17 protein-coding genes and 1 tRNA gene are annotated in these 13854 nt (G+C 63.7%); 6 read left to right on the top strand and 12 right to left on the bottom strand.

The features are described 5' to 3' along the window. Positions 1 to 16 precede the first annotated feature (16 nt). Positions 17 to 1144, top strand: coding sequence for a nucleotidyltransferase domain-containing protein (locus tag FHS84_RS00365; protein ID WP_166929097.1), 1128 nt, complete (start codon positions 17 to 19; stop codon positions 1142 to 1144). A 9-nt stretch (positions 1145 to 1153) separates the two neighbouring features. Here the strand turns inward: FHS84_RS00365 and FHS84_RS22125 are convergent, their stop codons facing one another. Together FHS84_RS22125 and FHS84_RS00355 are read right to left on the bottom strand one after the other, a co-directional pair. After that, positions 1154 to 2893: an ATP-binding cassette domain-containing protein gene (locus FHS84_RS22125; protein WP_166929096.1), complete on the bottom strand. Its 1740-nt coding sequence runs from the start codon at positions 2891 to 2893 to the stop codon at positions 1154 to 1156. Then, positions 2890 to 3312, bottom strand: a complete 423-nt coding sequence (locus tag FHS84_RS00355; protein WP_166929094.1) for a lasso peptide biosynthesis B2 protein — start codon at positions 3310 to 3312, stop codon at positions 2890 to 2892. The genes FHS84_RS22125 and FHS84_RS00355 overlap by 4 nt, the downstream gene beginning before the upstream one ends. Positions 3313 to 3583: 271 nt before the next feature. Between FHS84_RS00355 and FHS84_RS00350 the strand changes: the two genes are divergently transcribed. Beyond that, on the top strand, positions 3584 to 3877 hold the full coding sequence (locus FHS84_RS00350; protein WP_166929092.1) for a DUF6916 family protein: 294 nt from the start codon (positions 3584 to 3586) through the stop codon (positions 3875 to 3877). On the opposite strand, the gene FHS84_RS00345 is transcribed toward FHS84_RS00350, so the two are convergent. The 4 genes from FHS84_RS00345 to FHS84_RS00330 form a co-directional block, all read right to left on the bottom strand. Next, on the bottom strand, positions 3856 to 4323 hold the full coding sequence (locus FHS84_RS00345; protein WP_166929090.1) for a GNAT family N-acetyltransferase: 468 nt from the start codon (positions 4321 to 4323) through the stop codon (positions 3856 to 3858). The two genes, FHS84_RS00350 and FHS84_RS00345, sit on opposite strands and share 22 nt — an antisense overlap. A 106-nt stretch (positions 4324 to 4429) precedes the next feature. Further along, a complete protein-coding gene (locus tag FHS84_RS00340; protein WP_166929088.1) occupies positions 4430 to 4984 on the bottom strand; it encodes a phage tail protein in 555 nt (184 codons plus the stop codon). 13 nt (positions 4985 to 4997) lie between these two features. Beyond that, positions 4998 to 5552, bottom strand: a complete 555-nt coding sequence (locus FHS84_RS00335) for a phage tail protein (protein WP_166929086.1) — start codon at positions 5550 to 5552, stop codon at positions 4998 to 5000. Between the two features lie 15 nt (positions 5553 to 5567). Further along, positions 5568 to 6098 (bottom strand): phage tail protein, encoded by a 531-nt coding sequence (locus FHS84_RS00330; protein WP_166929084.1) that lies wholly within the window; start codon positions 6096 to 6098, stop codon positions 5568 to 5570. A 172-nt stretch (positions 6099 to 6270) separates the two neighbouring features. On the opposite strand from FHS84_RS00330, the gene FHS84_RS00325 reads away from it, so the two are divergent. Together FHS84_RS00325 and FHS84_RS00320 are read left to right on the top strand one after the other, a co-directional pair. Then, entirely contained in the window at positions 6271 to 7113 is an 843-nt protein-coding gene (locus FHS84_RS00325; protein ID WP_166929082.1) for a hypothetical protein, read from the top strand. Next, positions 7106 to 7966, top strand: coding sequence for a sulfotransferase domain-containing protein (locus tag FHS84_RS00320; RefSeq protein ID WP_166929080.1), 861 nt, complete (start codon positions 7106 to 7108; stop codon positions 7964 to 7966). Before FHS84_RS00325 ends, FHS84_RS00320 begins: the two co-directional genes overlap by 8 nt. A 10-nt stretch (positions 7967 to 7976) precedes the next feature. Here the strand turns inward: FHS84_RS00320 and FHS84_RS00315 are convergent, their stop codons facing one another. Together FHS84_RS00315 and fliK are read right to left on the bottom strand one after the other, a co-directional pair. Further along, positions 7977 to 8243 carry an EscU/YscU/HrcU family type III secretion system export apparatus switch protein gene (locus FHS84_RS00315; RefSeq protein ID WP_166929078.1) on the bottom strand — a complete coding sequence of 89 codons (267 nt, stop codon included), beginning with the start codon at positions 8241 to 8243 and terminating at the stop codon, positions 7977 to 7979. Further along, positions 8240 to 9157: a flagellar hook-length control protein FliK gene (fliK, locus tag FHS84_RS22120; protein ID WP_166929076.1), complete on the bottom strand. Its 918-nt coding sequence runs from the start codon at positions 9155 to 9157 to the stop codon at positions 8240 to 8242. The genes FHS84_RS00315 and fliK overlap by 4 nt, the downstream gene beginning before the upstream one ends. A gap of 211 nt (positions 9158 to 9368) precedes the next feature. On the opposite strand from fliK, the gene FHS84_RS00305 reads away from it, so the two are divergent. Both FHS84_RS00305 and FHS84_RS00300 read left to right on the top strand, forming a co-directional pair. Continuing rightward, a complete protein-coding gene (locus FHS84_RS00305; protein ID WP_166929073.1) occupies positions 9369 to 9905 on the top strand; it encodes an EF-hand domain-containing protein in 537 nt (178 codons plus the stop codon). Between the two features lie 392 nt (positions 9906 to 10297). Continuing rightward, positions 10298 to 10374: transfer RNA gene (locus FHS84_RS00300), tRNA-Asp, on the top strand. Between the two features lie 101 nt (positions 10375 to 10475). Here FHS84_RS00300 and FHS84_RS00295 read toward each other — a convergent pair. From FHS84_RS00295 to FHS84_RS00280, 4 genes are all read right to left on the bottom strand, one after another. Beyond that, complete coding sequence (locus FHS84_RS00295; protein WP_166929065.1) at positions 10476 to 11696, bottom strand: site-specific integrase; 1221 nt, start codon at positions 11694 to 11696, stop codon at positions 10476 to 10478. Continuing rightward, on the bottom strand, positions 11666 to 11947 hold the full coding sequence (locus tag FHS84_RS00290) for a hypothetical protein (RefSeq protein WP_243850558.1): 282 nt from the start codon (positions 11945 to 11947) through the stop codon (positions 11666 to 11668). The genes FHS84_RS00295 and FHS84_RS00290 overlap by 31 nt, the downstream gene beginning before the upstream one ends. Positions 11948 to 12124: 177 nt before the next feature. Next, a complete protein-coding gene (locus tag FHS84_RS00285) occupies positions 12125 to 13051 on the bottom strand; it encodes a nucleotidyl transferase AbiEii/AbiGii toxin family protein (protein WP_166929063.1) in 927 nt (308 codons plus the stop codon). Then, the gene (locus FHS84_RS00280; RefSeq protein WP_166929061.1) at positions 13048 to 13815 is read right to left on the bottom strand and encodes a type IV toxin-antitoxin system AbiEi family antitoxin; all 768 of its coding nucleotides are present in this window, start codon (positions 13813 to 13815) and stop codon (positions 13048 to 13050) included. Before FHS84_RS00280 ends, FHS84_RS00285 begins: the two co-directional genes overlap by 4 nt. Positions 13816 to 13854: the final 39 nt, after the last annotated feature.

Here is a 13854-nt window from a genome sequence, read left to right as displayed (position 1 = left end):
CGCCCGACTGCGAAGCATGTCAGGGCCGGATTGGGAGGCGCTGCTTTCGCGGTTGTCGGCCGGCAAGGGCTTCGCGTTTCTGGACCGGCGGATGAAGATGGCGGGTATCGCACCGCCGGCGCCGGTCGCGGCCGCACTGCACCAGCGCATGATGGCCCTGGCCATTCGCAACTTCGGCGGCCGCGCAGCGCTGGGGACGGTCATTCGCGATGCGGATCGTCCGGCGCTGCTGCTCAAAGGCGTCGATCTCGCCGAGCGGCTCTACGGCAATCCCGGACACCGCCCGATGGGCGACATCGATTTCCTGATCCATGATGAGGATCTTCTGGTATTCGGCGCGGCGCTGTCGCGGCAGGGCTATTCCAGCGAATACGACATTTCCGATCCGCATCTCACCGCCAGCCGGGGGCACCATGTGCTGTTCCGGCGCGAAGGCAACGCGCTGCCGTTCGAACTGCATTGGCATTTGCAGGACGATCTCGGCGCCGACGATGCCTTTCTGGCGGGTCTCTGGTCGCGGGCCATTGCGGCGCCGCAGATTGCGCCGAAGGCTTTCATCATGGCGCCAGAGGATCTCTTCCTCTGCCTGTGCCTGCATCTCAGGCACCACATTTTCGAAACGCCGCTCTCGCAGATTTGGGACATCGCGGAGTTCCTGCGCACCGACAAACTGGCGGCGGATTGGACTGTGATCTGGGAGCGTGCGCGCCAATGGCGGCTGACCGAAAGCGTGCGGATCGCACTTTATGCGGCCAACAAATCGCTCGGCGTGGCGACGCCGCAACTCGGCGGATGGCAGCCCGATCCGTCGCTCGCGGTCTGTGTGCCCGATGTGGTTTCGAACCTCGGACGCTATGCCAGAATGCCTACGGCGCCGCTGGTCACGATGCTGGCGCGCCAGTCGACGTTGAAGAACCGCTTGTCCGCCTTGCATGCCGGGTTGTTTCAGCGGCACGGCAACACCGCCAGGAAAAACACCTTCACGGGGACGCTTCTGGGCCGGCCTGCCGCTTATGTCCGGCGGCTGCAGGATATCCGGCGCGAGTACGGCACGCTGTTGTGGAAATGGCTGCGCGGCGATCCGGAAACCGTCGCGATGATCAACCAGCGCGATACGCTGCGCCGCTATCTGGAAAAAGAATAGGTCCGCGCGTCAGGCGAGCTGACCGTCGCTCATCGTCAGCACGCGGTCGCAGCCGTTCAGGCTGTCGGGACGATGGGCGATGATGACGAGCGTCGGCCTCGGATCGAGCGTGCGCAAGCGGTCCAGGATGGCGGTTTCGGTGGCCGGATCGAGCGCGTTGGTCGCTTCGTCGAGGATCAGGAGCTTTGCACGGCGCAGCACGGCGCGCGCCAAGGCGATGCGCTGGCGTTCGCCGCCCGAAATTAGCGTGCCGCGTTCGCCGACCACCGTATCGAGTCCGGCGGGCAGGGCGCGGATGAAACCGGAGGCCTCGACCAGATCGAGCGCCTGCCACATGCGGCTTTCGTCGGCGGACGGATCGGCCCAGGCGAGATTGCGCCGGATGGTGTCGTAGAACAGGAACGGATCCTGGGCGACGTAGGCAATGCTGTTGCGCCAGCGGCCGAGCATCGCACCCAACGGCTCGCCGTCGACCGTGATGGTGCCGGATTGCGGCGGATACAGTCCGGCGAGAAGATCGGCGAAGGTGGTTTTGCCGGCACCGGACGCGCCTTTGATGCCGAGGCAGGTGCCGGGTGCGATCGTCAGCGTGAGATCGTGCACGCCGTGGGCTTCGCCGCCGCCGTCCTGCGGATGGGCGAACGTCACCTGATCGAAACGGATTTCGCCCGATACCGGCTGCGCGTCGTCGGCCGCTACGATGGGCATCGCGCCGTCTTCGAGATCGTGCCGCAGGCTGCGAACCGCATCGTAGGCCGGCAGCGCGTTGGCGAGCATCTGGGCGCCTTGCTGAATCTGTCCCGATGGTCCGCTCATGCGCGCCACCACCAGAAGCAGGGCAACCAGCATCGCGGGCGCGACGTGGAACACCGTCAATCCGGCCAGGACGAGCAGCGCGCCGACCACGGCCGAGACCGTTGCGATCACCAGCCGCGAGGCGGTCTGCTGACGCAGATAGCGGATCTGCTGTTCGCTCTGTTCGGCAATGGTCGCGCGGAATTCGGCGAGATAGCCGCTTTGCAGGTTTTGACTGACCGCCAGTTTCAGGCCGCCGAGAAATTGCGAGGTCCCGTGCAACAGGATCTGGCTGGCGTTGGTGAATACTTTGCCCAGGGCGTTTGCCCGCCGCATGGTCGGAAACAGCGCCAGTCCGCTGGCGATCAGCAGCACGAACGACAGCAGCGCCAGCGGCAGCGACAGCCAAAGCGCCAGCACGCATTGTGCCGCCAGCATCACCACCGATGTCAGGCACTGGGTGAGAAAGAACGCTGCCACGCCGATCTGCTGGATGTCGCCGCTCATCACCTGGATGACGCGGGCATGGCGCAGGCGGACCACTTTGCTCCACGACGCTGCGGCGAGGTCTTCGGCGACGCGGCAGCGCTGCTGTTCGACGAAGCCGATGCGCAGTTCTGCGAGCGTCGCATCGCGCGCCATGAGCACCACCGCGCGCACGATCATGGCGACGACGAAGACGCCGAGGAGGAGCGCAAGCCGTGCGGGCAGGGTGGTCAGGCCGGTCCAGTCGAACAGCATTGCACTGACGCGCTGCAGCCGCCCGTTGCCGTTGCTGCCGCCGAACAAGACCGCCAGCATGGGGGCGATCAGCGCCAGTCCGATGCCTTCCAGCATCGCGCCGGACAGGACCAGAACACCGGCGCGAATGCCTTTGCGGCCGGCGTAGGCGGAGACGTCGCGAACGAGAACGGTCAGCGAGGCCGCCAGTCCTTCTCCGGCCGCGAACCTCACGATTTGTCTCCCATATCGGCCAGCGGCTGGTATTCGGGCGCGATTTCGCCGCCCAACACGATGGTATCGCCGACCAGCAGCCAGGCGTGCGCGGAAAGTCCGCCGTCGGCTCGGTTGACGCCGAACCGGATCGTCGAGGGAATGCCGCGGCGCTTCAGCATGAGTGCGCCGGCGATCGCCCGCACCAGACAGGTCGTTCGCCACGGCATATGCGCGGCAACCCGCTGTAGGCGTCGCGCGACATAGCGGGCATTGGCGATCCGCCGTTCGGACATCGCCATTTGCATCGACGGCGCAACCGCTCCGCCGAACCAGCGCGCCGTCCACCGGAACGGAACGACGAACACCAGCGCCCATGCGATGGCCAAGGTCGGAACCGTCTCCGCTGCGCCAAGCCAGTATCGGATCTTTGCGATCATGCCGTCCGTTCTTCGTAACGGGAGAGGTCCCGTCGTGTCCGGAACCTAACACGATTTGGCGGAATTCCGAGCGCGGCGGACAAGCGCGCACAAAAATCGGCACAAACATCCACCGGGTCTTGCCGGGTTTGGTGCCGGACAAGGCGTAAGTATTCTGTGAGATAGATCAAATGTAACGATGTTCAGTTCAAATAAAAATCGTGGCTTTCTTTTTGACGGTACTCCTTTGGATTAGCATTGGCCGTGATCGAATCCACCGGATTGCGGAACCATGCAGCTCCTGCAGTTTGAGACTTTCGCCCCGCGCGCCAACGAAGTGTTTTCGCTCGAGCTCGGTGACTCGAATATCGACATGCGGCTGGTGCACGTCGCCCGGCTCACGCCCCATCCGTATCCGGGCATGCGCCGCGATCCGTTCAGCCTCATCTTCAAATGCGCCATGCAGACCATTCTTCCTCAGCGCATCTACTCCTTCAAAAACGACGCTCTGGGGACGCTTGCGATCTTCATCGTTCCCAGAAGCCGCGACCGCGACGGCATCGTTTACGAGGCGGTCTTCAACTGAATCTGTCCGGCAGCCGTTTCGCGCCAGCACATGCTCATGTGCGATGCGGCGACACTTTCGTCGGCGAAGCCGAGACGGCGATAGAGCGCGATGGCGCGCCGGTTCCGGGTGAGGACGTTCAGGCTCATCGCTTTTCCCGCCGCCGCGGCGCGCGCTTGCAGGCACTGCAACAGCGAGGAGCCGATGCCGCAGCCGCGCCACGCCGGCAGAAGTGCGATGTCGATGAGGTGGACCGTCTCGCCGCCGGCATCGAGATAAAGCCGCCCCACCGGTTCGGCGCCGGCGCGTATGACGAGGAATTCGCCCAGCGGATGCTGGCGCCGGTAATGGGCGCGTTGCAGATCGAACTGATTGTCGCAAAACAATTGCTTCATCGTCTCGGGCCAGCCCGTCAGTGCGAGTTCTTCCTCGCGCGTCGAGCGGTAGAGGCGGCGCAGGAATGGCACGTCCTCGGCCGTCTCCCGCAAAAGCGCGACCTGCCCTATGACGACGGGCAGGTCGGCGAAGAGAGCAGCGGGGGGCTGCTGAGGGGAGGCGGGAATACGCACGGTATCAGGTGAAGATGGGATAAACGCCCGCCCAGGCAATGCACGGCGTCAGCACGAGGAATGGCTGGCGGTTTTCGTGCGGCTGTACGGCGCTTGCTCCGCCGCCGTAAGGTGCCAGCGCCGCCGGATGGATCGTCGTATTGGCGGCTGTCGGCGGTGCGGCAAAGTACTGAGCCGGATTGGCGTTCGTCATCAGCGAACCGGCCTGCGCAGCGTAGGCGTTGGCGGCGGCGGTCGGTCCGCCGGGTTGCGAGATCGTATGATTGTGGGCCGGATACTGGCTGGCGACGAGCGCCACTTTCTCCTGACCGTGCACCGCGGCCAGCGTCCAGTTGTACGTGCCACCATTCGGCGCCACGCCGAGACCGACCGGCGCCAACCCTGCGAGGTTGGGCGTGTTGAAATTGGTCCGGCCGTCGCCGCCGAAATTGGCACCGAGCAGGCTGAACAATGCCTGGAACTGGTTGACGCTAAGGCTTTGACCCTGGCACGCCAGGAAGCCGTAAGGCACGAAGTCGTACGGGAAGATCTTGATTTCACCAACGTAGGGATCAGACATTTCCGCTCTCCTGTCACGACCTGGTCGGATAGACACCGCCGAGGGTGCAGATGAAATACATCAAGCCCAGCCCCGGCATGACGTTGAGATGGGCTGCACTGCCGCCCTGCATGTCCACGGCCGTCGACGCGAGATCTTTGAAGGTAATTCCGGTTGGCACGGGATAAAGGTAGTGCTTCTCCGTGTTGGTCGTATCGGACCCGAACGTCACCGTCGGACCCAATGTACCGGTGCTGTCGCCGGCGGTCGTCGCTTGCAGCGCGTGGGTATGTGCGGGTACTTGCGCCGTGGTGAGTGTCACGTAGTCGGTCCCGCCGGACTGACCGATCGTGCGCGCGGTGAGCGGGGGCACCGTGGCGGTGTTCTGCCCTTGGCCGACCGGCACGCGGCCGTTCAGGTTCGGCAGTGCGAAGGTCGTGCTGCCGTCGCCGCCGTATGTCGTACCGAGCAGAGCGTAAAGCGCATTGTAGGTGGCGATGCTGATCGACTGCCCGTTGCAGGGAAGCCAGTTGACCGGCGTTCTTTGAAACGCGAAGAGGCGAATTTCGCCCAGGAATTGATCGGACATGGCGTTTCCTCCCGGCTAGGTCCGCTGCGGGTAATAGCCGTTCGTTGCGATGGCGAAATTCACGACCAGGAACGGCTGCATGGAGGGATGGGATTGGCTTCCGCCGGACGTCGAAACCGGATTGACCAGCGGAACGACGGTTTGCGGTACCGCATACAGCGGATACGTCGATCCGCTCTGCACCGGGCCGACCGAGGAATAGATGTTGCCCGGAGGCGCCACCGTTCCCGCTGCCGACGACGCAATCACCGTGTGCTGATGCCCCGGCATTTGCGCGTCGATCAGCGTCACCGCTTCGGCGCCGCCGGACTGTCCGCGCGCGTACACGGCCCCCGACAGCGGGCTCGTGCCGCAGCCGAAGAAGGTGCGGCCGCGCAGATCGGGAAGGTTGAAGTTGGTCCCGCTGCCTCCGTAGGCGATACCCAGTAGCGAATAGAGAGCCTGGTTCTGCATTATCGGCATGCTCGCTCCGTTACAGAGCGCGTATCCGGTGGGGGCATAGTCGAACCCGGCACATAGGATCTGACCGATATAGGGATCACTCATGCTTGTGCTCCATCCAGGAGGAAATTAACTATACGGAATATACCTGTACGTGCATCGTGTCCAATGATTCGCGTTATGAGAGTGAAAATCAGGAACTAGAGTGATTCCACTTCTTATTCGGGGCGCATCGAGCGGGATTGGCGCTATCCCTCCGGCGCAGGATACTTCGTCGATGACATCGCCATGTGCTGGCAGTGATCTGGCCGCGGAGCTTCCCGCCGTTGTTGCGGACGTGCGGGTCGTTTACGGCGACGTCCCGCGCTATCTGCCGGACGCGATCGTGCGCGGCGTGCTGTACGAGGCCAGCAGATCCGAAGCCCTGCTCGATGTGCCCGGCATTGCGCGTCTTCATATTCGCCGCGATGTCCTCACGGTCCAGCCGCTCGGCCACGACATCGCCGCGGTGCTGGGGCCGTATCTGCGCAGCACGCCTTTGATGGTGCTGATGCTGTTGCGGGGCGGCTTCGGCACCAGCGCAGCGGCCTTGGCCGGTCCCGACGGTGCCATCGTGGTGATGGGACGTACCGTGAGCGGCAAGTCCACCTTGGCGGCGGCTTTGATGAAGCGCGGCTGGCGCCTGATGGCCGACGATGCCGCTCCGCTCGTTGTCGATCCCGATGGAACGGTAAGCGTCTATCCCGTATGGCCGGAAATGATCCTGTGGCAGGAAGCGGTCGATATCCTGTTCGGTCGCGCGCCGGCATGGCTCGGCGATGCGGCCGGCGAAATCCCCCGGCGCACGATCGCGCGCGAGCGCTATTGCCGCGAGCCGATGCCGTTGAAACGGCTTTATATGCTCCGGCCCGAACGTCTCGAAGGCGCCGCGGAGAGCAACGGCGTGGACGCGCTGCTGCCGTATCAGCCCGAACTCGCGGTGGCACTGAGCGATCCGGCGGCCTTATCCCGCCTTCGCCACGCGATCGGAGAGACACGCACGCTCGCCTTCCCGCAAACGGCCGTGACCGAAATGGATGATCTCGCGGAGCGCATCATCGCGGATTTGTCTCATGGCTGAAATCTTCTGGCTCGCCTCCTATCCGAAATCCGGCAACACCTGGCTGCGTATCCTGCTCGCCAATGTCCGCGCCGGAGGCGAGGCCGACATCGACGCGCTACCGCAATACGGACTGTCGGGCGCCTTTTCGCGCGTCGTGTTCGACCAGTATTGCGGCTTCAAGTCTTCGAATTTGCCGGTTGCCGCATACGAAAACCTGCGGCCGCAGATCTTCCGTGTGCTTGCTGCGCATGTGCCGATTCCGCTGGTTCTCAAGGTTCACGACGCTTGGCGGTTCACGCCCAAGGGCGAGCCGCTGTTCCCGCCCGATATCACCACCGGGGCGATCTACATCGTGCGCAACGTGCTCGATGTGGTGCCGTCGGCCGCCGATCACTGGAATGTGGATTGCGCCGAAGCGGTCCGCCGTCTGTGCGATCCGGATTTCGCGTTGATGGCCGATCCCAATGCGCTGGCGCCAGGACTGCGGCAGGTGCCGGGGCGCTGGAGCGATCACGCCGCAAGCTGGGTAGAGAGATCCGGACTTCGGTTGCTGGTCGTGCGCTACGAGGATCTCATCGCCGATGCCGCGCACGTGCTGGCGGATGTGCTGGCATTTCTCGGCTGGTCCGCCAATGGCGAGACCATTGCGCGAGCCGTCGAAGTGGCCGGATTCGCGCGCCTGCAGCAGCGCGAGCGCGACCTCGGCTTCTGCGAACGGCCGTCGCAGGCGCGCTCGCTCTTCTTTCGCCGTGGACGCATCGGATCGTGGCGCGAGGAGCTGCCTCCCGATCTCGTCCGTAGACTGATCGATGTGCACGGGTCCGCGATGGCGCGCTTCGGCTATCTCGACGGCGGCGGAAATCCGATTTGACGGGCAGGCATCAGCGCAAATGTCCGGCGGTGCGCATGATGAAGGCGAGCACCTGGGCTACCGCCTTGTAGAGCGCTTCGGGAATTTCCTGATCGATTTCGATCGTCGCCAGCGCTTCGGCGAGCGCAGGGTTCTGCTGGATCGGTACGCCGGCTTCCTTGGCCTTGGCGATGATCGCTTCACCCACCGCGCCGCGTCCCGACGCCACCACGCGCGGGGCATGCTGGCGCTCGTATTTCAGCGCGACGGCGATCGGATTGGGCTTCGGTGCCGTCATGACGCGCGATCCACCAGCGATCCATAGGCCCGCGGCGTGCCTGCGCCGGACTGGAACGCAATGTCGGCGTCGAGCGTCACGGCGGTCAGTGCATCGGTCAGCCACGACGAATTGCGCGCAAGCTTGTCGAGACTTTCCGGCCGGTCGGCGCCGATCGTCACCCAGGCATGATCGCCCGACAGCGCGAGGTTGGCGCGTACCGGTCCCAGCGGCTCGATGTTGATGGCGAGACCGACCCGCCATACCGGGTCGGGTGCGTCGGGCGACGAACCTTTGTGATCGCGGGTGACGATCATTTGCGCCACCGCCGCGCCGTGCGGCGTCATCAGTGGAACGTCGAACATCCAGCGGGTTTCGCCCGGCTTGTTCTGCTCCGGCAGCGACGCCATCTGCATCAGGGTCTCGCGCGCCAGCGCCGCCTCGCTGCCGTTGGCGAGCAGCGTTGCCGTCAGCGCCGGATCGGCATTCTCCGGCAGGCTCGGTTGCGCCGGATATTGCGCCATCGGCGCTCCGCCCCGGACCGGCGGCGGCACGTTGGGCGCGCCGGACTGCTGGGCGTTGGCCTGCGCCTTGCCGAGCCAGCGTTGCGCGGCCTGTTGCAGTTGCCCGAGCGCGGCTTTGAGATCGGCCGGAGCCATTCCCGCGGCCAGCATCGCTTCGGTAAACAGACCCGAGTTGAGCATCGCGTTCTTCACCGCGGCCGCGTCGGGCGTTTTGTCGGTCGCGATGTGCAGCGCCATCAACTGCTGCATCGCGGTTTGCACCGCCGGCGGAAGATTTCCCGCCGCCGTGGCGCGCAGCACGTTCGCCATGAGGCTCGCCAGACCGTCCTGCGTGGCCGCGGCTTCGAGCCGGACGGCTGCGAGCGTCGCCTGCAATGCCTGCCCTGGGGCCGGGACGGTCGCCGGAGGCACGGGGGCTGCGGTTGCGGCGGCAGCGCCGGTCGCAGACCCGGCCGGACTCGCGGCAGGGCCTGGTACGGGCATCGCGGTGACCGGAGGCAGGACCATGCCGCAAGGCTAGTGCCTCGGTCTTAACAACCGCTCAGTGCGAATGGTGAACCGCGATTAACGTATCTTCGCGGGCTTTTTTCTGGTTAGGGTAGGTCAGGGGAAGGACCAGACCATGCGCGTCACCATTGTCGGCGTTTCGCTTTTGTGCCTGATCGTCACCGCCTGCGGCGGCGGGCGTCCGGACTTTCCCATGCCCGGCCATCGCGAAGAGGAATGGCACGCGCCGGTGTCGCAGCTTCTCTTGAAATACGTGGGGCCCGACGGCCGCCTGACACGCACCCAGATGGAAGCAGGCCTGCGCCGCGACTTTGCGGTCGCCGATCTCAACCATTCCGGCGTGCTCGAGCCCGACGAGGCGCGTGCCGTCAACCAGCAGCGCTGGAACGACGACCGCTCCGCCGTTTCGCCGCTGCAGGACTGGAACGGCGACGGCGTGATCGACTTCAGCGAATACGCCGCCGCGGCGCGGGCTTTGTTCAACGAACTCGATCCCGAACACACCGGCGTGCTGTCGGTCAACCGGCTGCGCGCCGCGCGCGGCCTCGGTCCCGAACCGGGCAATAAGGGCGAGGGTGGTCAACCCAGCCAGGGCGGCGAGCGGGGCGGGCGTCCCGACGGCGACCGCCGCGGACCTCCGGGCGGCAACTGAAGACTTCGGGATAGACGGCCCGCCAACAGCGGCTGCTTGGCGCGTCCGAACGCGCGATAGCCGGAGCGGCATTTGCCCCGGTCGGCTTCAAGACGTGAGCACAGCCCTGCGCCAAGGGGGCGCCCAACGCGCCTTCGGACTTCAAGAAGTTGTGCAGGCGGTCTGCTTCGTTCCGGGGCGATTTCCGCCCAATCGGACAGCGCCGCCCTGGCGAATTTGCCTTTCGCGCCGGACCGCCGGAGGCCCCAACCAGACCCCCGGCAGGGCCGGGTAGCGGCGTTTTGGACACCTGACAAAAACCCGCAACTGCCCGGCTTGACTTAGCAAAGCCGGCGCCCTACATCGGCCGTCCTTTCGCGGTGTCCGGCTTTCCCGGCTCGCGAAACGCCCGCGGGGGCGTAGCTCAGTTGGTTAGAGTGACGGCCTGTCACGCCGTAGGTCGCGGGTTCGAGCCCCGTCGCTCCCGCCATAAATTCCAGGGAAAACCTGGTTTTATGCGATTGTAAAATAGGCGCTGGGGACGTGCTGGGGATATTGCCCACCGTCCCGATCTCAAATCCCTTCGATTTCTCATCGCGTGCCGCTTTCGGGCAGGACTAATTTCTTAGCCAAAGCAGCGTCCATTTTGCGGGCCTCGGCCCCCTTGTCCGCCCCCTCAATCCACCTTGCGTAATGTTTGAAAAGCATCGTGGTGTCGGTGTGGCCAAGTTGCTTTGCGACGTAGGCAGGGTTCACACCGCTCATCAGGGCGAGGGTGGCGTAGGTGTGCCGTGTGTTGTAGGCCCGGCGTTGGCGCAGCCCCAGATCCTTCAGGACGGGGTAGAAATACTCCTCACGCTGGATGCGGTCGCTGGGCCAGGGCTTGCCATTGGGGTGGCAGAAGACCGGCTCATTCATGCCTTTGAGGAGCGTGTGCTTCTTCATCACCACGAGTGCGGCGATGGCCCGTTCGTGCAGGTCAATCTCGCGGGCGTGATGGGTCTTGGTTCCCTTGTCCTTGTGGCGCACCCGGGCGCGCGAGATCATCGCCTTCTTGCGATGCCAATCGATGCTCCCCCACCGCAGGGCGATCAGTTCGCTCGTCCGAAGCCCGGTCGAGAAGGCGAACTCGTAATAGGCATAGACGACCTCCGGATAGCACTCGCGCATCCGGGTCACGATCATTTCCATCTCCTCGCGCTCGAATGGGTCGATGGGTGGACGCTGGTGTTTGCGGTTGTGAACCCGGTCAACAGGTGATTTTTCGACCAAGTCGTCGGCAACCGCCGCTGCGAACAAGGCGCGCAGAGGAATGAGGAGGTTGTTGACCGTCTTGGCGCTCACTTCCAGAGCCTTCTTCGCCGCCGCCTTGGCGATGTCGGTGTGCTTGATCTCGTCGAGGCGCTTAGCCTTGAACTCCGCAATCCAGAAGTTCGTCAGTTGGGTGCGATAGCCGTCCGCGGTCGCCTTTTCACAGGCAAGGGTGGCGAGCCATGTCGCAACATAGTCCGAGAACAGGGGCATCCTCTCTTCGGCCTCTTTGCGCGCCAACTCTTCGTTTTGCTGCAGCGCCTCAAGCTCACGCTTGCGCGCGAGCGCATACTCTGAGTCCGGAAAGGTCGCAGCGTAGTCGAAGATGCCGCGATCAATATCTTGGCGGATTTCGTGAGCAAGGCGATACGCCGCCTGGATGTTGGTGGCCGTGGGCTTCAGATTGAGGGTTTCGGTGCGGCGCTTGCCTTCGAAATAGAAACGAAGCCGGATAGAGGTCGTACGGACTTCTACACCGGCGCCAGATTTCCCTCGACCCATTGTTCGTATCCTGCCAAATCAACGAGAATTGCACCGTCCGGCGCCCGTCGGTATTGCCGGCCTTCCAGCCAGACGCCTTCGGCGATTTTGCAGCGAACGGCTTTGTCCGTATACCCTGTAAGTTCCGCAAACTTGTTGATGCGGACATAGCGAGCGTTCAGTCCCGCATATGTTGCTGCTGGTCCGTTGCTTTGCGGGTTGGCGAAGACCCGCGCCTCTTGATGGGCCATTGGGTTTTGTGGACGCCGCATAGATTCATTCTCCCGCTTTTTGGCGCGCTAATCCCTTCCCACCAAAACCCTGCGCGACCAGGCCCCATGCGGTCAATCGCTGAGGCCGGCCGCGCGGGTGTTTGGCGGTATTAGGTGCCTGATGGCGGTGTGTGGCGGGATCGTAGGGCTGGCGTCAACACCGCGTGCGCGCGGATATTAGTCGGTGTTGCTCAGGACGGATTTTAAGGCGGTGAGGGTCTTTGCGTGCTTTGTCGGGTTGGATTGCTTGAGCTTTCGAATATTGAGCAGCTTCCATTGTACGGCGGGAAGGGCCTGAAGGCCGGGCAGGGGAAACAAAGAAAAGTCCGGCTCGCCCGCTTCGAAACTCATTAGGAAGGCGCGATCCTCGGTGTTGAGTGCGGCATGGATGTCATGGCGAAGCCGCTCAAACGTCGCCTGATGGCAGTCGTAGTCGAACGGCTCCAGCGTCATGCCGGAAAACTCGGCATTGAACGCGGCTTGGCGGTCCTGCAGGTGTGCCGCGAGGAGTTCGGCGATCGGGCGGTTGTGGCTCGCAAGCGCGGCGATCATCCCGTATTTGACATCGTCGGTGAGGCCTTCTTCATCGAGCAGATAGCGCACGTCGAAGAGATCGCGCGGATGCTGGCGATCCAGCGCGGCGCAGATTTTGCCGCCGAACAACTCGCCGTGCGCCAGAACGGGCATTTCGACGAAGGCTTCAAACATATCCTCGACACGTTTGGCGCAGGCCGTGGTCCGAATGGGCAAGAGGGCCCCACGCAAGGTTGGGTTCACTTCGACCTTGATCTGCGTGCGCGCGCGCTGGATTTGGAGTTTCACCTCCAGGCCGCCCTCTTGATGCACCAAGGTTGTCCGGCCGCCGGCCAAACTCGCCTCAATCCGCCCCTTGATCCGGGTAAGCGCCGCAGCAATGTTCGACAGCGCCGTGTCGCGGTCTGCAAGCGGCAAATAGGTGAGGTCGATATCCACCGAGAGGCGCGGCAGATCACGCTCAAAGAGATTGATCGCCGTTCCGCCTTTCAATGCGAAGACGTCTTCTTCGGCAATCAACGGCAAGACATCCAGAAGGAGGCGAACCTGGGCGCGATAGGTCTCGTTCATGCCGGGGCCAACTCCTTCGGTACGATCAGACCGAATTCGGCGACATAGGTTCCGCCGGGTACGAGCATGCGATCGCCGCTCCCCAGCGAGATCGCTTTGTGGTCAAGATGGGCCAGAACAGGGAGCGATGCTTTTTGGGCCATGAACAGGAATAATCGCTTCACCTTGATCGAGTTGCAGGCCTCGAGAAGCGATTGCATCAGCTTGGGGCGCAGTGTTCGAAGCCCCTCGACGATCTGGAAAAGTTCGATGAGATCGATGTCCTTAGGGGCGAGGTGAAGCGCCTCGAGGACGGCGCGCTCAGCGGCCGAGGTTTGCAGTTGAAAGCCGGCGTTGGCTCCTTCCCGCAAGCCCATGTCGGGCGGCAGCAGGTTGGTCTGGGTCAGGCTTATTGGAGCGGGCCAGGCGTGTTCGCGAAACCACTTCGGCAGCGTGGTGCCGGTTTGAGAAAAGAGAAACACGGTTTCGCCGCCGGGGCGGGCATAATGCGAGCCACCGTCGGCCGTGAGAGCTGTCAACGCGCCGACATGGACTTTGAGCCCGAGTTGGGTCTGCAGGCTGGAGAGTGCGCCTTGCCACGTCACCGCATCCTTAGGACGTTTGAAGGTGCCGGGCCCAAGCCGCTCCAGCCAACCGTTGTTGACGTATTCACGCGCCAGATCGTGCGAGACCCCCCGCTGTTTGAGCCACGCGTGGGTCACCACGGCATGCGGGGTCCAGTCCTGCAAAACAGTCTTCAGTTTATGCTGTGGAAACGTAGTCATGATGCGAATATAGCATAAAATTCAATGATAACCAGGAGT

Origin of the sequence: Rhizomicrobium electricum (genome assembly GCF_011762045.1) — a bacterium.
Classification (GTDB): Bacteria; Pseudomonadota; Alphaproteobacteria; order Micropepsales; family Micropepsaceae; genus Rhizomicrobium; species Rhizomicrobium electricum.
Note: the sequence above shows the minus strand (reverse complement) of the source record. Positions and strands in the feature narration are given on the sequence as shown.